15 protein-coding genes and 1 pseudogene are annotated in these 20,138 nt (G+C 65.7%); 11 read left to right on the forward strand and 5 right to left on the reverse strand.

Annotated elements, in window-relative coordinates:
- The first annotated feature begins 51 nt into the window (after positions 1-51).
- Complete coding sequence (locus QOL82_RS22150) at positions 52-228, forward strand: hypothetical protein (protein ID WP_283444493.1); 177 nt, start codon at positions 52-54, stop codon at positions 226-228.
- A gap of 234 nt (positions 229-462) precedes the next feature.
- Here QOL82_RS22150 and QOL82_RS22155 read toward each other — a convergent pair whose 3' ends face one another.
- Positions 463-2,886 carry a penicillin-binding protein 1A gene (locus tag QOL82_RS22155; protein ID WP_283444494.1) on the reverse strand — a complete coding sequence of 808 codons (2,424 nt, stop codon included), beginning with the start codon at positions 2,884-2,886 and terminating at the stop codon, positions 463-465.
- Between the two features lie 201 nt (positions 2,887-3,087).
- On the opposite strand from QOL82_RS22155, the gene QOL82_RS22160 reads away from it, so the two are divergent.
- From QOL82_RS22160 to QOL82_RS22195, 8 genes are all read left to right on the forward strand, one after another.
- Positions 3,088-3,489, forward strand: a complete 402-nt coding sequence (locus QOL82_RS22160; protein WP_283444495.1) for an FKBP-type peptidyl-prolyl cis-trans isomerase — start codon at positions 3,088-3,090, stop codon at positions 3,487-3,489.
- Between the two features lie 110 nt (positions 3,490-3,599).
- Positions 3,600-4,670, forward strand: coding sequence for an AI-2E family transporter (locus QOL82_RS22165; protein ID WP_283444496.1), 1,071 nt, complete (start codon positions 3,600-3,602; stop codon positions 4,668-4,670).
- A 136-nt stretch (positions 4,671-4,806) separates the two neighbouring features.
- Positions 4,807-5,427, forward strand: a complete 621-nt coding sequence (locus QOL82_RS22170; protein ID WP_283444497.1) for a class I SAM-dependent methyltransferase — start codon at positions 4,807-4,809, stop codon at positions 5,425-5,427.
- A gap of 120 nt (positions 5,428-5,547) precedes the next feature.
- Positions 5,548-6,768, forward strand: coding sequence for an RNA helicase RhlE1 (gene rhlE1 / locus QOL82_RS22175; protein ID WP_283444498.1), 1,221 nt, complete (start codon positions 5,548-5,550; stop codon positions 6,766-6,768).
- 157 nt (positions 6,769-6,925) lie between these two features.
- The gene (locus QOL82_RS22180; RefSeq protein ID WP_283444499.1) at positions 6,926-8,653 is read left to right on the forward strand and encodes an SPOR domain-containing protein; all 1,728 of its coding nucleotides are present in this window, start codon (positions 6,926-6,928) and stop codon (positions 8,651-8,653) included.
- A gap of 301 nt (positions 8,654-8,954) precedes the next feature.
- Complete coding sequence (locus QOL82_RS22185) at positions 8,955-10,601, forward strand: NYN domain-containing protein (protein ID WP_283444500.1); 1,647 nt, start codon at positions 8,955-8,957, stop codon at positions 10,599-10,601.
- Between the two features lie 32 nt (positions 10,602-10,633).
- Positions 10,634-11,095, forward strand: a complete 462-nt coding sequence (locus tag QOL82_RS22190) for a DUF2501 domain-containing protein (RefSeq protein WP_283444501.1) — start codon at positions 10,634-10,636, stop codon at positions 11,093-11,095.
- Positions 11,096-11,170: 75 nt separating this feature from the next.
- Positions 11,171-11,380: a hypothetical protein gene (locus tag QOL82_RS22195; RefSeq protein WP_283444502.1), complete on the forward strand. Its 210-nt coding sequence runs from the start codon at positions 11,171-11,173 to the stop codon at positions 11,378-11,380.
- Positions 11,381-11,552: 172 nt separating this feature from the next.
- Here the strand turns inward: QOL82_RS22195 and QOL82_RS22200 are convergent, their stop codons facing one another.
- The 4 genes and pseudogenes from QOL82_RS22200 to QOL82_RS22215 form a co-directional block, all read right to left on the reverse strand.
- The gene (locus QOL82_RS22200; RefSeq protein WP_283444503.1) at positions 11,553-12,467 is read right to left on the reverse strand and encodes a hypothetical protein; all 915 of its coding nucleotides are present in this window, start codon (positions 12,465-12,467) and stop codon (positions 11,553-11,555) included.
- A gap of 171 nt (positions 12,468-12,638) precedes the next feature.
- Entirely contained in the window at positions 12,639-14,159 is a 1,521-nt protein-coding gene (locus QOL82_RS22205; RefSeq protein ID WP_283444537.1) for a flavin-containing monooxygenase, read from the reverse strand.
- 45 nt (positions 14,160-14,204) lie between these two features.
- Positions 14,205-15,011: pseudogene (locus QOL82_RS22210) on the reverse strand (alpha/beta hydrolase); the annotation flags it as partial.
- Positions 15,012-15,141: 130 nt separating this feature from the next.
- The gene (locus tag QOL82_RS22215; RefSeq protein WP_283444504.1) at positions 15,142-16,572 is read right to left on the reverse strand and encodes an NAD-dependent succinate-semialdehyde dehydrogenase; all 1,431 of its coding nucleotides are present in this window, start codon (positions 16,570-16,572) and stop codon (positions 15,142-15,144) included.
- Between the two features lie 672 nt (positions 16,573-17,244).
- Between QOL82_RS22215 and QOL82_RS22220 the strand changes: the two genes are divergently transcribed.
- Both QOL82_RS22220 and QOL82_RS22225 read left to right on the forward strand, forming a co-directional pair.
- Entirely contained in the window at positions 17,245-17,523 is a 279-nt protein-coding gene (locus QOL82_RS22220; protein WP_283444505.1) for an H-NS histone family protein, read from the forward strand.
- A 422-nt stretch (positions 17,524-17,945) separates the two neighbouring features.
- A complete protein-coding gene (locus QOL82_RS22225; RefSeq protein WP_283444506.1) occupies positions 17,946-20,114 on the forward strand; it encodes a carboxy terminal-processing peptidase in 2,169 nt (722 codons plus the stop codon).
- Positions 20,115-20,138 lie beyond the last annotated feature (24 nt).

Genomic DNA, 20,138 nt, shown 5'->3' on the forward strand with positions numbered 1-20,138 from the left:
GTCAGCGCGCGGCACGGGGTGGAATAAGCCTTTCCGGGCCCGGCGGACAGCGTGGCCGAAAAAGCTGGCGCTGCAACTGGCAATGCAAGAATAACACCGGCAATGAGTGTGGAATGGCGAAAAGACAATGCGGAACTGATCATGGGTAATAGCTTCTTTCATCACATGGGCTGGCGCAGGTACCAGCAGTTAAAACTCCTGAACACTGACCATTACAAACTTGGCTAAGTTCATATCCATGCGGAAATAAAGTTTTTCCTCGCGGAAAGCGAATTATCAATTGAACGCACGGGCGGGAAATCGTGCAAAGAATAGATGGATGTGTCCGGCATGCTGTAAGAAAGCGCTGACATGCCGGCAAAATTTGCAGAGCAGTTTTTTTGTAAAAATTACCGGTTTCGATGCCATTGCAACATCGAAAATTTCATTAAGGTAATTTTTATTGGGAAAAGCGAAGCGCAATTAACCGAAAAATTGTAAGACCCGGTCTAAAAAGTCGCGTAGGCGACGCCATTCCCGCTGTACCGCCTCGCCGGTTTCGAACGCGTCCCGGATCAGTTGTTCCATTTTTTCCAGTGACGAAACGTTATTGGCCGGCGCGGCCTTGCGCGGCGCCGGGTCGTCGCCGATCAGCCTGCGCAGCCAGTCCAGCGGCGGCCCCCAGATGGCGGCGCCAGGCAGGCCGTCGCGAGCGCGCGGGAACACCGCGGCCGTGTCTATCATCCGGCGGGTCGACGCCTGCCGGAAAAAGTCGCCGACCAGCAGCAGCGCATTGTGGCCGCCCTGCCCCCAGTAGTCGCTGCGCATCGTGACCCGGGCGTCGTTGAATCCGACCCATGCGCCGGTCACCAGCCGCGGGTGCATCAGGATGAACCAGCCGTCGGTGTTGTCCTGGGTGGTGCCGGTCTTGCCGGCGACGTCGGAACGTATGCCGAACTGGCTGCGTATGGCCTGGCCGGTGCCCTGGTCGATGGCGCCGCGCATCATGTCGGTCAGTTCCTCGGCGGTCCCGCGCGACAGCACGCGGTCGCCGCGCAGGGTGAATTCGACCAGCACCCGCCCGTTCCGGTCTTCGACGCGGGTCACCATCATCGGCGCGCGGTGCAGGCCGCCGCTGGCGATGGTGCCGTAGGCCGCGGTCATTTCCAGCAGCGTCACCGGGCTGGTGCCCAGCGCCAGCGAAGGCACCGGCTTCAGCTCACTCTGGCGCACGCCGGCACGCCGCGCGAAATCCGCCGCCCGCGCCGGGCCGACCTGCGACATCACCTGCGCGGTGATCGTGTTCTTCGAATACACCAGCCCGTCCCGCATGCTGGTCGGCCGGCCGCTGGGCGTGCCGACATCCTCGGGCCGCCAGACCGTGCCGTCCGGCATCGGGATGTCCTGCACCTTGTCCACGAACTGGCGGTCCGGCCGCATTCCCTGCTCCAGCGCCGCGCCGTAGACGAAGGGCTTGAACGTGGAGCCTGGCTGGCGCTGCGCACGGCCCACGTGGTCGTACTGGTCGGTGTCGAAGTCGGTGCTGCCGACCCAGGCCTTGACGTCGCCCGTGGTCGGGTCGATCGCCACCATGCCGGCCTGGAGCCGGGTTTTCTCGGCGCGCAGCTTGCCCATGAAGTCGTCGTCGCGGCGCAGCGCGGCCAGCGCGTCCGCCGGCTGCGCGCCGCCGGCGACCGCCTTCCGGTACTGGGCCGATTCCCGCACGAAGGCATCGACCAGGCCGCTCTTTGAGCGCCAGAAATAATCGAAGGCCCGCCCCTGGCGCTGGGCGCTCACATAGGATGCGGTGGAGGTGGACAGCGGCCGTTCCGGGCCGTTCGACCATTCGACATCGGCAACCGCCTGCAATGCATCGACCTGCCGTTTCACGGCCTGGTTGGCGGCGGCCTGCAGCCGCGAATCGATCGTGGTGTAGACCTTCAGTCCGTCCGCGTAGATGTTGTAGTCATTGCGGTCGGCCCAGTCCACCAGCCACTTGCGGATATGTTCGGCGAAATGCGGCGCATTGCCGCGCGCTTCGAGCTGGCGCTCGAAGTCCAGCTGGATGGGCTTGTCCTTCAGCGATGCATAACTGGCCTGGCTCAGCACGCCGCGCCTGACCATCTGGGACAGCACCACGTTGCGGCGGGCGGTCGCGCGTTCGGCGTTGAGCACCGGGTTGTAATAGCTGTTGCCCTTCAACATGCCGATCAGCGTCGCGCTTTCGAGCACCGTGAGCTTCGACGCCGGCTTGTCGAAGTAGGTGCGGGCCGCCATCTCGATGCCGAAGGCGTTGAACAGGAAGGGCACCGTGTTCAGGTAGTTTTCCAGGATCTCCTTCTTGGTGAAGGTATGTTCGATCTTCAGCGCGGTGATCGTTTCCTTGAGCTTGCGGGTAATGGAGCGCTCGCGGCCGATCTCTTCCGGATACAGGTTGCGCGCCAGCTGCTGGGTGATGGTGGAGCCGCCCTGGACATTGCCGCCCAGCGTGCGCACCAGCGCGCCGGCGGTGCGGTAAAAATCGATGCCGTGATGCTGGTAGAAGCGGTGGTCCTCGGTCGCGATCAGCGCGCTGGGCACATGCGGCGCGATCCGGTTCAGCGGCACCCATTCGCGGTTGAAGCGGCGGTAGGTCGCCAGCCGCTGGCCATCGACCGAGATCAGCACGCTGGGCTGCTCGTTGCGCGTCTTGCGCAGGTCGGCGACGCTGGGCGTCAGCGGGATCAGCGCAACCGCATAGGCGCACAGCAGCACGAAGCCGGCCGTGCCGAGCAGCAGGCAGAGTTTCGCCGCGGCCGCGGCCCGCTGCCGCCATCCCAGTCCCGGCTGCACCAGCGCGCGGCACCAGCCGAGGATGCGCTGCAGGATGCGCCGCGCCAGCGCCGGCGATGTGTTCGTGTTGTCCAAATCCAGTCCTGCCTTCCGGTTAAGCGGCACCGGCCCCAACCGTCCGGGCCAAAGACCGAGCATAACGGCCGGGCGGCGGGCGGGCTTGCGTGGTTTCAACCGGAGAGCCTGCCGTCCGCGGGCCTGGCGCCGCTGGATTAAGCAGATGAAATGGCCTGCCCACCGGCTATACTAGCCGCCACCCATCTATCGAGGATTTCCATGCGCTTATCGATTCCCCTGCTCGTCATCGCCTTCCTCGCCGCGCCGCTGGCCCAGGCGGCCGACGCGGTAGAGACCCTGCCTTCCGGCGTGACCGTGCAAAAGCTCAACAAGACCGGCGGCGCCCAGCCCAAGGCGTCCGACCAGGTCAAGGTGCATTACCGCGGCACGCTGGAAAATGGCACCGAGTTCGACAGTTCGTACAAGCGCGGCGAGCCGGCCAAGTTCCCGCTGTCGCGGGTGATTCCGTGCTGGACCCAGGGCGTGCAGAAACTGCATGTCGGCGAGAAGGCGCGGCTGGTCTGCCCGGCCAGCACCGCATACGGCGAGGCCGGCATCCGCGGCGTCATACCGCCCAACAGCACGCTCAACTTCGAGGTCGAGCTGATCGCCATTGAGTAAACCGGCGGCGGCGCGCAGCCGTCCTGCATCGCTGCCTGCCGCCTGACGCCATTTGCCGCCTGTCGCCGGCGTGATTGACGACCCGATCTCTTTTACACAATCATTGCGCGATGTTCCCACTCTCCGCCTTACTGCCCGTGCTGTTCGTCGTCACGCTGATGATGCTGCTCAGGCATTTCCTGGGTTCGCTCGCATGGGCCTGCCTGCTGGCCGTGATCACCTGGCCGCTGCATGAGAAGCTGCTGCGCCGCGGCTGGTCGCCGGTCGGCAGCGCCGCCACGCTGCTGGGCGCGCTGCTGCTGTCGTTCAGCGGGCCGTCGATCTTCCTGTTCAACACGCTGAGCAACGAGGTGTCGACCGTCGAACGGCTGCTGGGACAGCTCAACCAGACCGGGGTGCCGCCGCCCGAATGGCTGGCCAGCCTGCCGCTGGTCGCCAAGCCGGTGCTGGCCTGGTGGCAGGAACACCTGGCCGTGCCCGGCGGGCTCAATACGCTGCTGCGCACCACGGCCGGCGACCTGGTGCCGCACCTGACGAGCACGGTGAGCACGCTGGGACCGACCATCCTGGCCAATGCGCTCTACCTGTTCCTGGCGATGCTGACCCTGTTCGTGCTCTACGTGCAGGGGCCGGCGGTCGTCAAGTACGTGGACCGCGCCGGCCTGCGCATCGTTCCCAATTACTACGCGGTGCTGCGCCGGCTGTTCCCGCTGTCGGTGCGCGGCACCGCGCTGGGCCTGTGCTCGGTGGCGCTGCTCGAAGGCATCGTGCTGGGCATCGCCTATGCGATAGCGGGGGCGCCGGCGCCGGTGCTGCTGGGCGTCGTCACCGGCTACATGGCGCTGATCCCGGGCGGCGCGCCGCTGTCGTTCACGCTGGTGTCGCTGCTGCTGCTTGGACAGGGCCATGCCGGCGCGGCGCTCGGGCTGTTCTGCTGGGGCGCGTTCGAGCTGTTCCTGGTCGACAAGTTCGTGCGGCCAAAGCTGATCGGGCGGCGCGTCGAGCTGCCCTTCCTGGCGGTGCTGTTCGGCCTGCTGGGCGGCGTCTCGACCATGGGCGTCATCGGGCTCTTCATCGGCCCGTTCATGATGGCCGTGCTGTTCTGGTGGCTGCGCGGCGGCAAGGTCGATGCGATGGTTGCGGCGGAAAAGGCGGCCGCCAAGGACAATGTCGCCGTCTGAGACGGCGCCGGCAACCGCGTTGCAGTGCCGCCTGGCAGCCGCCGCGCCGGAAATTTGCATATTCCCGCAAAATTCCGAGAACTTTCTGAATTTCAAACTGCTCTGATTCCAATTTGACAATTAGAATTGTGACCGTATGAAACAAGTCTCCGTCGACAATGTCGTCAGCACCTACCGCTTCTATGCGCCCCTCTACGACCGCATGTTCGGCGCCATATTCGAGCCCGGCAGGCGGGCGCTGGCCGAAGCGGCCTGCTCCGTCCGCCCCGAGTCCCTGCTCGAAGTCGGCGTGGGCACCGGCCTCACGCTGTCGCAATACCCGGGCAATGCCGAGATCGTCGGCATCGACGTATCCAGCGAGATGCTCGACATCGCCCGCTGGCGCGCCGAACAGCTTCCCGACCACAATATCCAGCTCAGCGAGATGAATGCGGAGCACATGGATTTCCCGGACGGCTACTTCGACTGCGTCGCGCTGCCCTATGTGCTGTCGGTCACGCCCAATCCCGAGAAGCTGGTCGCGGAAATCCGCCGGGTCTGCCGCAAGGGCGGCACCATCCTGATCCTCAACCATTTCAGCGGCAGCCGATTCTGGTGGCTCCTGGAACGCGCGGTTCGATCGCTGGCCGACCGCATCGGTTTCCGCTCCGACTTCTGCTACAACGAGCAGGTGCTGCGGCACGACTGGGAAGTCGTGTCGGCCCGGAATGTGAATTTCCTCGGGCTGTCGAAGCTGGTGACGATTCGGAACGTATAGCCGCGGCAGGACGTGATCGGCCCGGAAGTCATGCCTGCGCCGGCAGCGGCGCGGCGCCGGAAGAATCCCCGGCCGCGGGCGGCCGCTTCGCCGATAATGGCGGCTTTGCCCCGACCCACGATGACCTTCCCTACACTCGGCCTGATCGACCCCCTGCTGCGCGCGCTCGACACGCTGGGCTATGAAAAGCCCACCCCGGTCCAGGCGCAGGCGATCCCGGCGGTACTGGCCGGGCGCGACCTGATGGCGGCTGCGCAGACCGGCACCGGCAAGACCGCCGGCTTCGCGCTGCCGCTGCTGCAGCGCCTGACGATGCAGGGCCCGCAGGTGGCGGCCAACTCGGTGCGCCTGCTGGTGCTGGTGCCGACCCGCGAACTGGCGGTCCAGGTCTACGACAGCTTCTGCGCGTACGGGCAGAACCTGCCGCTGCGCATGGCGCTGGCCTACGGCGGCGTCAGCATCAATCCGCAGATGATGAAGCTGCGCCGCGGCGCCGACCTGCTGGTGGCCACGCCGGGCAGGCTGCTGGACCTGCACCGGCAGAATGCGCTGAAGTTCGGCCAGCTCGAAGCGCTGGTGCTGGACGAGGCCGACCGGATGCTGGACCTGGGTTTCTCGCGCGAACTCAACGACATCTTCGCGCTGCTGCCGGCGCAGCGGCAGACGCTGCTGTTCTCGGCGACGTTTTCGGACGCGATCCGCGGCCTGGCCAACACGCTGCTGCGGCAGCCGCTGTCGATCGAGGCGACGCCGCGCAACACCACCGCCAAAGGCGTGAAGCAGTGGATGATCCCGGTCGACAAGAAACGCAAGACCGAGCTGTTCCTGCACCTGCTGAAAAAGAAGCGCTGGAAGCAGGTGCTGGTCTTCGTCAAGACCCGCAAGGGCACCGACCTGCTGGTCGAGGCGCTGCTGGCGCACGGCATACGGGCCGACGCGATCCACGGCGACAAGCCGCAGCCGGCCCGGCTGCGCGCGCTGGAACGCTTCAAGGCGGCCGAGGTGCAGGTGCTGGCGGCAACCGATGTCGCGGCCCGCGGCCTGGATATCGACGACCTGCCGCACGTGATCAACTTCGACCTGCCCACGGTGGCCGAAGACTATATCCACCGCATCGGCCGCACCGGCCGCGCCGGCGCCCAGGGCGAGGCGCTGTCGCTGGTGGCCGCGGACGAAGTGCCGCAGCTGGCCGCAATCGAGATGCTGACCAAAACGCCGCTGCAGCGCATCGAGGAACCCGGCTTCGTGCCCGAGCACCGTGTGCCGATGACCGATGCGGCCGGCCAGGTGGTTAAAAAACCGAAGAAGCCGAAAAAACCGAAAGCGGCGCGCCGTTTCTGAGGCCGTAACTGGGTTTCCGAACTGCCGCGCTGTTTGATTTCGGTCACACGTGCGTTAATCGGTTGAGAATTGATGCATAGCATAATGTCACAGCCTTAAACTGATGACATTCCAACAAAACTGGCAGCAAGCCAGACCTTCATACGAGGCAGGGCTTATGGGCAACAGCGATAGTTTCGACACCGGCACCGGCGAACTCGCGCCGCGCACTGGTGAATTCCTGGCCGGCGTGCTGGCGCTGTCACGCATTTCGCGGGTGACTGTCGCGCTGGAATCCGGCCATCGCGCCGGACCGGCGCTGCAGGAGGCGGCGAAATTGACCGCGCATGCGGAAACCAGCGTGCTGTTCGACCGCTGGCGCGGCGACCCGCTCGCCGACCTGGCCGCAGCCCTGTTCAGCGCACACCCGGACGTCGCCCCCGCACCGGGCGAGAGCCTGGCGCAAGGGCTGCGCCGGCTGCAGTCGCGCGAACGCCGTTCGCTGCTGGTGATCTTCGACCGCTTCGACGACTACCTGGCGCAGCCGGCCGACGATCCCCGGAATGCCGCGTTCGACCAGGCGTTCGTGCAGATGGCGAACGACGACGAACTCGACGTGCATTTCCTGCTGGTGCAGGACGAAGCGGCCGAATCCCTGCTCGGCCGTTTCCAGGACGGGATTCCGGGCATCGGCGACGGTTGCCTGCGCATGCCGGCCGGCGGCATCGGCGACAGCCGCGACGAGACGCCAACAGCGGCGCCGGATGCCGGCCGGGCGTCGCGGCGCGACCGCTCGTTCGGGATGCTGCTGGAACGGCTGACCGCGATCGCGCCGGGCGATGAAGCAGCGCCGGGCCAACCCCGGGAAGCGATCCCGCCGGCCCCGCCGCGGCCCGCCGAGAGCGGCCAGCCGCCTGCCGATGTCGAACCCGTGCAGCGCGTGCAGCCGGCAGGCAACGACACCATCGTGAACGACACGCTGGCCGATCGCGCCATCCAGGACCAGCCGGCCTCGGAACCGGAACCGGAACCGGAACCGCAGTCGCAATGGCAGTCGCAGTCGCAGTCGCAGACATCGCCGGCTCCCAAACCCGAACCCGTCATCACCAGGCGCGAGCCGTCGTTCTCGGCATACCGGGAAGCCGACCTCGCGCCGCCGGCAGCGCCGGAGCCGTCCGCCGTGCTGCCGACGCCGGCCGACCCGCCGGCCCGGACCCCGGAGCCGGCCGCAGCCGCGCCGCGCAGCAAGGCCCCGATGGCGCTGCTGGCCGTCGTGCTGGCGGCAGCCGCCGGTTTCTACGCCTACCGGCACCAGGCGCCGGCCAAACCGGAAGCTACGGCAGCGGCAAGCATCGCCAGCCCGGGCAAGGATGCCGCAGCCGCAAGGGAAGCGGAAACCGCCGCACCCCAGCCGAAGCCGGCAAACCCTGCGCCGCCGTTAATGGCGGCGCCGTCGATGGCTGCAACAGCACCGGCTCCGGCGCCGGCATCCGAAGCGCCAGCCGCAGCGCCCGCAGCGCCCACCGCATCCGCTGCGCCCACAGCGCCCACAGCACCCGCCGCATCCGGCCCGATCGCGGCCCGCGGCACACCGACCGTATATATCCACGTGCGCAGCCAGCGCGAGCGCGACCGGCTCCAGGCAATGGCGCGCAAGCTGGCGGGACAGGGCATCAAGGTGGTGGACGTCAAGGTCATGAACAAGGGCCCGAGCGTGGCCGACGTGCGGTATTTCCGGGACGAGGACAGGGAAGCGGCGCTGACCGTCCAGAAGGCGCTGTCGGCGGCCGGCGTCCCGGTGCCCCGGCTGAGCCGGATGAACGGTTTCGAGAACAGCACCCGCCCCGGCCATTTCGAGGCCTGGCTGGGCAGCGACTACACGCCCGACCCGGTCCGGCGCCGCTGATTCCTGTCCGCCGCTGCGCAGCGAACCGCGCATCGGTGCGCATTTTAGGGCGGCAATACCCGCCGCCGATTCGCTTCCGGCAGCCACTTTCCGGTGGCGAAACCCATTGCTCTCTATAATGGCGCGGGCGTACCATCCGGCATGCGCCTGAAAAGGCTGCGCAGGTACGACGCGGCAGCGAACGCCGGCACGCCAGACACATCATCCGGAGCCTTGACTCCCGGTTGCGCATGACGCAGCCACGCATGCCCTACCCGCGGCACTGCTCCGGACAACAACACTTATCGGAGATTTACATTTTATGGCTGCACCCAACGACAACATCAGCATGGCCCTGTACTGCGATTTCGAGAATGTCGCGCTCGGCGTGCGCGACGCGAAATACGACAAGTTCAACATCAAGCCCGTGCTGGAGCGGCTTCTGCTCAAGGGCAGCATCGTGGTCAAGAAGGCCTATTGCGACTGGGACCGTTACAAGGAATTCAAGCCGCAGATGCATGAGGCCTCGTTCGAGCTGATCGAGATCCCGCACGTGCGGATGTCCGGCAAGAACTCGGCCGACATCCGCCTGGTGGTCGATGCGCTGGACCTCTGCTACACCAAGTCCCACGTCAACACCTTCGTCATCATCAGCGGCGATTCCGACTTTTCGCCGCTGGTGTCCAAGCTGCGCGAGAACGCGAAATACGTGATCGGCGTCGGCGTCAAGGACTCCACGTCCGACCTGCTGGTGGCCAACTGCGACGAATTCATCTTCATCGACGACCTGGTCCGCGAAAGCCGCCGGGCCGCGGCCAGCCGCGAAACCCGCCAGACCCCGGCCGCCGCGCGCCGCCCGGCGCAGGTGGAAGAAGAACTGAAGCCCAAGGAAAGCCTGGAAGTGCGCAAGAACCGCGCAATCGACCTGGCATCGGAAACCTTCGAGGCGCTGATGGCCGAGCGCGGCGACAACGGAAAGATCTGGGCGTCGGCGCTGAAGCAGGCAATCAAGCGCCGCAAGCCCGACTTCAACGAGGTGTATTTCGGTTTCCGCACCTTCGGCAACCTGCTGGAAGAGGCGCAGGGACGCGGCCTGCTCGAGATCGGCCGCGACGACAAGTCCGGTTCCTATGTCTACCGCAGCAGCCGGGCGCTGGCCGCCGAAGCGGCGCTGGCGGCGCAGCAGGCGCAAGCCAGCGCAGCCCCGGCCGCCGCCGTGACGCCAACCGCGCCGGCCGCTGAAACTGCGACGAGCGCACCCGCCGCCGCACCTGCCGCGCCGGAAGCGGCCGAACGCCCACGGGGCCGCGGTCGCCGCAATGGCCGCGCCGCGCCGCTCGAAGGCGCCATTGCCGACACATCGCCCGCCCAGGATGACGCCGCTGCGCCAGTCGACAGCCATGCCGCGCCGGAAGACGTATCCGTGCAGGCATTGCACAGCGCAGTCGACGCGGAAACGAATGCGGATGCAGAAGAACTGCCGCAAGACGACCGTTCCGCGGACGACGAGACGCCGGCCGCGCCGGCGCGTGAAGATGGCCGTGGCAGGCGCGGCGGTCGCAAGACCGCTTCCCAGCGCCGCAATGCCGTGATGCCTGCGCCACAGCCCGCCGACGAGCCGATCCCGGCCCCACGGCCGGCAGAAGCGGAAGAATTGACCGCCGCACCGGAGCCGCAGGACGAAGCGGTCGAAATGCCGACGCCGACCCCGTCCCGCGAAATCGACCTGCCGATCAGCAACGCGCAGCGCCGCGCAATGCGCAGCAGCGCCCGCAAGCCGGCGCGCGGCAAGCCGAAGGCGGATGCGCCAGCCGAACCGGTCGCAGTCGCGCCGGTAATGGATGCGGAGGAAGCTGCGCCGCCGGCGCCGATGGACGCCGACGGCGACGCCGCTGCCGCGCCGCAAAAGCGCACCGGCGCGCGTTCCGGCCGCGGGCGCAAGCCCAGGGCCGCCGCGAGCGGCGAGTAAACCCACGGTTCAGAACCAGGAAAGGAAGCGTCATGAAAGCCACCCTGCCACGCCTCGTCGCCGCCAGCCTGCTGGCGGCTGCATTGTTTCCGGCCGCCAGCGCCCACGCGCAGCTGGGGGACCTGCTCGACAAGGCCAAGGGAGCTGGCGCCTCCAGCGGGTCCGGCGCGTCCGGCGCCCTGGGTGGACTGGGCGGCGCGCTGTCCGGCCAGTCGATGACGGCCGGCAGCACCGGCAATGTCGCCGGCATCCTGGAATTCTGCATCAGGAACAACTACCTCAACGGCAATGCCGCTTCCGGCGTCAAGGATGCGCTGATGGGCAAGCTGCCCGGCGGTTCGGCAAAGTCGGACAGCGGCTATGGCGACGGCGCCAAGGGCATCCTGAACAGCGCCAGCGGTAACAAGCTGGACCTGGGCGGCGGCGGCCTGAAGGCCCAGGTCACCAAGCAGGTTTGCGACACCGTGCTGTCGCAGGCAAAGTCGCTGCTGTAGCGTCACGGGTCTTCCCGCCAACGCGGGAAACCAGCACAATCTCGGACCATCCAACACTCTTCCAGCGGGTGCGCCATGCCGCAAACAGTGCTGTTCAAGGGGTATACGGTTTCCGGCGCGGCCCGCGAGCATGAAGGCCGCTGGCATGCCTGCTACGTGATCGAAAAGGATAGGCGGCTGGTCCAGAAAGCCGGCTTCGTCCTTTCCCACTGCGCGGTTTCCGCCGCCGAACATGCGGCGCTGTTGCGGGCGCTGCAGTGGATCAACCAGATGGACGATGCCTGAACCCGGTCCGGCATGACGCCGCTCACGGGGCAGCCATCGTGGCCGCGACGCCGGCTGGCGCGCTGAGCCTTCGCGGTCGGCCTTCCGGATTCCGCTTGGCCCTGCGAGAACCCGTTCGATGGAGCGACAGTCGCCATTCCCTGGAAATGAATTTCACCACAGCCGTTGCGACTTATCGCCAGGGGATGGCGACCTGCCGCTCATTGTCGGCATTCATTGCGTAGACATGCAGGCCATGCACGCCCAGCCGCTCGGTGGCCGGGTCGGACAGGTGCACCGGCAGCACCGATTCCCCGCCGAAACAAGCCTTCAACGCAGGCAGCAGGTGGCGTCCTTCGGCCGCGCGCAGCTGGACGTAGGCCAGCGCCCGCGACTCGTGCAGGGCCCGCTTGGCTTTCTCGCCCGATGGCTTGGGAAAGACTTGCGGAAAGCGCGCGCACAGGTGCCTGGACTGCAGCTTGAGCTGCCGCCATTCATCCGGCGTCAGCGCGGTGGCGCCAGGCCCGCCGGCCTGCCCGGGACGCAGCACCAGCGCCTTGCCCTGCCCGGCCAGCTGCTGCGGCGTCATGCCCAGCGACGCCATGATGCTGCTCAGCATGACCGTGCGCAGTCCCAGCCCTTTGGCCTGGCTGGCGACGACGTCGTAGTAAGGCGCCGAGAGCGCGGCCGGAATGCCGTTATGCGCGGCATGGGCGTCCGCCAGCAGCAGCACGGGCTTGCAATGCGCGCCCAGCGACTGCGCCATGTCGAGGAAGCCGCGCAGGGTGTTGCGTTCGGCCGCATTCAGGCCCTGCTCGGCCGGGAGCAGGCTGCGAAAGCCCCAGAACATCGCCAGATGCACGGTCCTGCCGGCCGTCAGCGCCCGCAGCGCCGACGATGTCAGCGCATCGCCGCCCAGCCCGCGCACCAGCGGCAGGCCCAGGATTTTCTCGCGCTGCGGCGCATGCGGCGTATGGTGCAGCAAGGTCGGCGGCGGCGCCGATCGCGAGCGCAGACGCGGACGCGCGAACGATTGTGCTTGCGCCAGCGACGCGGCCAGGAACAAGGGCGGCTGTAAAGCGGCGGCAGTTTGCAGTGCTGGAATCATCGGCAATCCTCTCGATAAGAAGCATGACTTCTGGTATTGGGCGGATTGTAACGGCTAGCCCGACGTACCCAACGAAGCGTTTCACATTAGCTTATTCGGCATCAGCCGATGCCGAGGATGAGCGCACTCGTCAGCCTCTGCCCGCGCAGGCAGCGCCCCGCCCGATCCGCGCTACAGGCCACGCACCGGGTCCTTGCCCGGATTCCCGAAATGCATTTCGCCGTCGTCGACCTTGCCCCACCTTAGGCTCAGCAGGTCGCGCAGGTAGTTCTGGTACAGCTTCCACGGCGCCTTCGCGCCCTGCTTCGGAAAACGGCCTATCCCGCGCTGCACGTAGCCGGACGTGAAGTCCAGCGCCGGCTCCTCGGCCATCGCCGGGTCGCTGCGGCGCGGCGTGCACTGCCGCATTCCCGTGCGGTCCATCCGCTTGAGCAGCCGGCAGACATACATCGCGGTCAGGTCCGACTTCAGCGTCCAGGACGCATTGGTATAACCGAATGACGATGCGAGGTTGGGCACGTCGCTGAACATCATGCCCTTGTAATTCATCGTCCGGGACAGGTCGATGTCGACGCCATCGACCGCAACGCGGATGCCGCCCAGCACTTCCAGGTTGAGGCCGGTCGCGGTGACGACGATGTCGGCATCGAGCCGCGCGCCGGACTTCAGCAGCAGGCCGCTCTCGGTGAAGCTGGCGATATGGTCGGTGACGACGCTGGCGCGGCCGCTGTTCAACGCGTCGAACAGGTCGCCGTCGGGCACCAGGCATACCCGCTGGTCCCAGGGCTTGTACGACGGCGTGAAATGGGTGGCGACATCGTAGTCCGGCCCGAGCGCATGCCTGACGCCGGCGATCATCCGCTGCTTGACCAGTTCCGGCCGGCGCCGGCTCAGCCGATAGAAAAACATCCCGAGGAACACGTTCTTCCAGCGGGTGATCCGGTATGCCGCCATTGCAGGCAGGTGCCTGCGCAACCGGTTGGCGAGCGCGTCGCTGGCGGGGCGGGCCACCACATAGGTCGGCGAGCGCTGCAGCATGGTCACATGCGCGGCATGCGCCGCGATGCTGGGCACCAGCGTCATCGCGGTCGCGCCGCTGCCGATGACGACCACGCGCTTGCCCGCGGTGTCGATGTCCGGCGTCCAGTGCTGCGGATGGACGATGCGCCCGGCATAGCGCTCCTCGCCGGGAAATTCCGGCCGGTAGCCTTCGGCGTACCGGTAATAGCCGGCGCACATGAACAGGAAATTGCAGCGCATCTGGATGACGCGGCCATCCGGCTGCGCCACGTCCAGCGTCCAGCAGGCGTCGGCAGTCGACCAGCGCGCGCCCTTCACCTGCTGGCCATAGCGTATCTTGCGGTCCACGCCGTAAGCGCGCGCGGTGTCGCGGATGTAGTCGAGGATGGCCGGGCCGTCGGCAATGGCCTTGCCCTGCGTCCACGGCCGGAATGCGTAGCCCAGCGTGTACATGTCCGAGTCCGAGCGCACGCCCGGATAGCGGAACAGGTCCCAGGTGCCGCCCATGCTTTCCCGCCCTTCCAGGATCAGCACGCGCTTGCCGGGGCAACGGGTCTGCAGGTGGCATGCCGCGCCGATGCCGGACAACCCGGCGCCGACGATGATCACGTCTTCCACGGGCACGTTGTCCGGGCCGCCGGCGCTGCACAGGAAGCGCGCAGCCTCGCGCACCGAGCGCTTTGCTTCCGGCAGCCGCCAGAACAGCTGCCAGACATGGGGCACCACGTCGAATACCGCCAGCTCGATCTGCACGCCGGCAGCGCGCGCCTTGTCTGCCAGGCGCAGCCCATCGTCCCGCAGTACTTCGTTTTCGCCGACATGCACCAAGAGCGGCGGCAGGCCTGCGAGGTCCGCCAGCAGCGGCGACGCGAGCGCCTGCGCCGGGTCGCCGCCGGCGAGGTAGGCGTCGGCCAGCCGGCCGAGCGCGGCGCCGTCGAACATCGCGTCGCGCGCCGCATTGGCAAGCAGCGACGGGCTGGCGCCGGTCAGGTCGGTGCTCGGCGAAAAGAGCGCGGCCGCGTCGGGCAGCGGCTGGCCGGCGTCGCGCAGCGAGAGCATCAGCGCCAGCGCGAGGTTGCCGCCGGCGCTGTCGCCGGCCACCGCCAGGCGGCCGGCGCCGTCCGCGGCAACGTCAGCGCGCAGCGCGTCCCAGGCAGCGCGCACGTCGTCCAGCGCGGCGGGGAACGGGTGTTCGGGCGCCAGCCGGTAGTCAGGGACGAACAGCCGCATGCCCTGCAGCGCGAGCGCCGCGGTCAGCGGCCTGTGGGTTTGCGGCGAACAGCCGACGAATCCGCCGCCATGCAGGTACAGCAGGGTGCAGGCCGCCGTGCCCGGCGCATCGGCTTCGACCCATTCGCCCGGCACGCCGCCGAGCGTGGCTGGCCGGTAGCGCACGCCGGAAGGCGACGGCAGCCGTGTTGCAAATACCGAGCGCACCTTGCCGATGTCGCTCATGTCGCCCAGTGCCGGCTTGACCCGCCGCCGCACCATGTATGCCGCCAATCTGGCCTGCCAACTCGCCATCCGTGTTCCCGCCCGTTGTGTGCGCCGTGAGCGGCGCTGTTATTTTTCGCAAACGATTTCTTTTCGCATACCGCGTGCCGCCGGCCTGCATTCAAGCACGGCGGCCGCCGTAGTTCAATGGTATGCGATGTTATTCGACTGCGTGCGCAGGCTTGGCGGCCGCCGCATGGTAGACCGTCTTGATATTGACGAATTCCTGGATGCCGAACCAGGACAGCTCGCGGCCGAACCCCGATTGCTTGATCCCGCCGAACGGCAGCCGCGGGTCGGACTTGACGAATGAATTGATGAACACGCAGCCGGCCTCGATGCGCCGGGCAAGGCGGTCGGCCTTGTCCCTGTCGCGCGTGAAGAGCGCCGCGCCCAGGCCGAACACCGACTGGTTCGCGAGAGCGATCGCATGCTCCTCGTCATCAGCCTCGATGATCGCCGCCACCGGGCCGAAGATTTCGTCGTCGAACGCGGTCATGCCGGGCTTGACGCCCGCCAGCACGGTGGCCGGATAGTAGGCGCCCGGCCCGTCGGGAACGACGCCGCCCACCAGCAGCCTGGCGCCCTGCTCCACGCTTTTCATCACCTGCGCATGCACCTGGTCGCGCAGGTCGGTGCGCGCCATCGGGCCGATGTCGGTGGCGGGGTCCCGCGGGTCGCCATACCGGATCGCCTTGAATTTTTCCGCATAACGGGCTTCGAATTCCGCGCGCAAGGGCCGTACCACGATGAAGCGCTTTGCGGCGATGCAGCTTTGCCCCGCATTGATGAGCCGGCTCTTCACGCAGAGGTCGACCGCGAGATCGAGGTCCGCATCTTCCAGCACGATGTAGGCGTCGCTGCCGCCCAGTTCGAGCACGCATTTCTTCAGTTCCGAACCGGCTATGCCAGCCACCGACCTTCCTGCCGGCGTGCTGCCGGTCAGCGTGACCGCGCTGACCAGCGGGTTGCGTATCAGCGCCTCGACCCGCGAGCTTTCGACCAGCAGCGTGGAAAATGCATGGGCCGGGAATCCTGCGTCCTTGAACACCGCCTCGATCGCCAGCGCGCACCCGGAGACGTTGGACGCATGTTTCAGCACGCCGACATTGCCGGCCATCAGGGCGGGCGCGGCGAAACGGAAGACCTGCCAGAACGGAAAATTCCACGGCATGACCGCAAGGATCACGCCCAGCGGATCGTAGGCAACGTAACTTTCCTGCGCGTCGCTGGCAATTGATTGCTTCTGCAGAAACTGGTGCGCATGTTCGGCGTAATAGTCGCAACATCCCGCGCATTTCTCGATTTCGGCAATCCCATCCCGTATCACCTTGCCCATTTCATCGGCCATCAGCTCCGCCAATTCCGCTTTCCTCGCTCGCAGCAGCGTGGCGGCGGCGTGCATCAGCTTCGCCCGCTCGGGAAAGGAGTTCAGCTTCCAGTGCTGGAATTCGTCGGCGGCCGCGCGCAGGCGCGTCTGCAAGGCCTCGTCGGTTGCGGACGAATAGGTTTGGATGACTTTTCCTGATTGCGGGTTGATGCTTTCCATGTGTCGACCTTTTGATTTATATCGGGCTACCGAAAACGGCATGTGCGAAATTTAGGGAAACCAACTGTTAAACGCTACAAATTCACGGGAATGTTACGACCGCAAGAAATGGCAAATCGTTCCCGCGGAAAACCCGTTCTAATTATTGGAACAAATACGCGTCACTGTCCTTTCAAGGCCGCGCGTTGATTGAAAAAAGGTAACAAGCTTTCGCTTAATGCAGACATGCCGTAGCACAGAACTGCAGCCTGCCTTGCAAATAAGTGTTTTCAGGATAAATAGTTTTATAATCGAACAAAATCAAACGATTAGCGAAAGAATCCGGATCAATTTTCACCTTTTCAAACGGAATTTTTTTATTGCGATTTGCTAACCAATTCCGATACGGATTGGGGTATATTTTTCGTAAAAAATGGCGGTTTGCGAACGGACCGACCAATTGAGCGGAACCGTTCCTATCGTCCGGCACCAAGTCCGGGAATGGCAATCCGCCACGGCGCTAAACCGCAGCAGGCGTCGAATGTGAAACTTTATTAACATTGTTCGCGTGAATTTCGCCAACCCGATTAAACGTGGAAGGTGAGCCACCAACGTTTCACACTGAGAATAATCAAGCTGCGTCAGCTTACGCATTGAAATAGTCTATCAAATAAGATACGCTTCCGTCGCCAATGAAATTTGGCTTTTCTCAACTAATACTTCAGGGTGTTTAATATGGCTACCTATAAAGAAATTCAGGCAAAAATCGAGGACCTGCAACGTCAGGCCGCTGCCCAGCGCGAAAATGAATTAGGCGCCGCCGTTCAGCGTATCCGCGAAATGATGTCGGAATACGGCATTACGGTAAATGACCTGCAAACGCCCAAAAAAGGTGCAAATAAAAAATCGGGTACCGTGCAATTCCGGAATACCGAAACCGGCGATACCTGGAGCGGACGCGGCAGAATGCCAAACTGGCTTTCCGGCAAGGACAAGGAACAATTCCGCGTCTGAGTTCGTTCAGCAGGCCGAGCGGCTTCGCACCGGAGCTGCCTGGCTGGCAACACCAACCTTCGACATGGCCACCGTGCCATATCGTCGATGGCACGACTTTCCCGCGGTCCTCCATTCCGACCTTCTTTCCCGGAAACGGATGACAGCAGGGAATGGCTGCCGGCACGGGCCGGACCAGGAAGGGCGAGCTGCCCCTCAAGGCGAAAACGGACCCGCAGACCCGCAGTTTCTCCGGCCACGCAATGCGTGCCCCCGGCGCGATGCCTTCCATCCCCGCAGATTTCCAGATTCCCATTTCATTGCGGCAGCATGCCCGCATATCGGATGATGACCGCCACCCGTTCCTCGACGGCCAGCTTCTTTGCGATCAAGTGCTATTTTGCATAGCTCGTTATACTTCAGGATTCAAATTGGGGAAACGCATGAACAAGCAACTGCTATTGACGGCACTGGTCGGCTTGAGCGCCGCCGTGCAAGCCGCCGTGCCGCTGGCGCCTGCACCACAGCAGGCGCAGGCAGCCAACCTGTCCGCGCAGATCCTGACCCGGCATCATTACCGGGCGCTTCCGCTGGACGACGCGATGTCGCAAAAGATATTCGACCGCTACCTGAAGACGCTGGACCCGGAACGGCTGTTCTTCCTGCAAAGCGACATCACGCAGTTTTCCGCCGCGCGAACCCGGTTGGACGACGCCATCGCCCAGGAAGACCTGCGGGTGCCGTTCGAGATTTTCAACCTGTACCAGCAGCGCGCCGCCGAACGGCTCGGCTACGCGCGCGAATTGCTGAAGCAGGATTTCGACTTCACGCAAAATGAAAGTTACCAGTACCAGCGCGACAAGGAGCCGTGGCCGGCGTCGCTGGACGAGGTGCGCGATGTCTGGCGCAAGCGCGTCAAGAGCGACTGGCTGCGCCTGAAACTGGCGGGCAAGGACGACAAGTTCATCCGCACGACGCTGGACAAGCGTTACGCGAGCACCCTGGCGCGGGTCGAGAAGTACAAGTCCGAGGATGCGTTCCAGGTATTCATGGACGCCTATGCGACCGCCATCGAGCCGCATACCGACTATATGAGCCCAACCGCATCGGCCGATTTCGATATCGCGATGAGCCTGTCGCTGGTCGGCATCGGCGCGGTGCTGCAGGAGCGCGATGAGTACACGACCATCCGCGACCTGGTGCCAGGCGGCCCGGCAGCGCTCTCCACCAGGCTCAAGGTTGGCGACCGCCTGATTGCCGTCGGCCAGGGCGCGGAAGGTCCGATGACCGACATCGTCGGCTGGCGCGTCAACGACGTGGTCGGGCTGATCCGCGGCGCCAAGGACACTACGGTGCGGCTGGACGTGCTGTCCGGCGACGCCGGACCGGATGCCAAGACCCGGCGCATCTCGCTGGTGCGCGACAAGATCAACCTGGAACGGCAGGCGGCCAAGAAGTCGATCATCCAGGTCAAGGAAGGCGGCGCGACCCGCCCCGTCGGCGTCATCACCGTGCCGATGTTCTATCAGGATATCGAGGCGCGCCGGCGCGGCGACAAGGAATTCAAGAGCGCCGCGCGCGACGTCGCCCGCCTGGTCGAGGAACTCAAGAAGGACAAGGTCGACACCCTGCTGATCGACCTGCGCAACAACGGCGGCGGCTCGCTCGACGAGGCCATCGAACTGACCAGCATCTTCACCGGCGCCGGTCCGGTGCTGCAGGAGCGCGACTCGCGCGGGAACGTCAAGGTCGACAGCGCGAAGGCGCCGCGTGCGACCTGGAACGGCACGCTGGGCGTGCTGATCAACCGCGGGTCGGCGTCCGCCTCCGAGATCTTCGCCGCGGCCATACAGGACTACGGGCGCGGCGTGGTCATCGGCGAACCCAGCTTCGGCAAGGGCACGGTGCAAACCGTGATCAACCTGGACCAGATGGCGCGCAACGAGAAGCCGCAGTTCGGCGAACTGAAGATGACGATCGCGCAGTTCTTCCGGATCAATGGCGGCACCACGCAGCTGCGCGGCGTCGTGCCGGACATCCGCTTCCCGACGGTGTCCGACACCGATCAGTTCGGCGAATCCAGCTATGACAACGCGCTGCCGTGGACGCAGATCAAGGCGGCCAACTTCATGCCGTCGAACGACCTGACGCGCCTGCTGCCGCTGCTCGAGGACCGGCATGCGAGCCGCATCGCCAAGGACAAGGATTTCCAGTACCTGCTGGAGGACCTGCGCGAGGTGCAGCAGCAGCGCGCGAAGCGCCAGCTGTCGCTGAACGAAGCCGAGCGCCGCCGCGAGCGCGACCAGCGCGAAGCCCGCCTCAAGCAGCGGGAAGCCGGCAATGAAGCGGATGCCGCAAAGGGCGGGAAGCCGAACAAGCAAGCCGCGGCAGCGCGCAAGATCGTGCCGCAGGACGCCGGCCTGCAAGCCGGCGAACGCAGCCTGAGCGAAGAGCTGGCCGAAGAAAAGGCGCAAAAGGAAGCCAAGGACATCTGGCTGGACGAAGCGGCCCGCATCGTCGGCGACGAAGCGGCGCTGCGCAAGTCGGAGCCGCGCCTGGCCGCACGCAGCAGCCCGGTCCCGGCGCCCGTTCCGGCGGAACCGCGGCGCTAGGGCTGCACCGGCGGCCGGCCGCCG

The organism is Noviherbaspirillum suwonense, from assembly GCF_900182955.1.
Lineage (GTDB): Bacteria > Pseudomonadota > Gammaproteobacteria > Burkholderiales > Burkholderiaceae_D > Noviherbaspirillum_A > Noviherbaspirillum_A suwonense.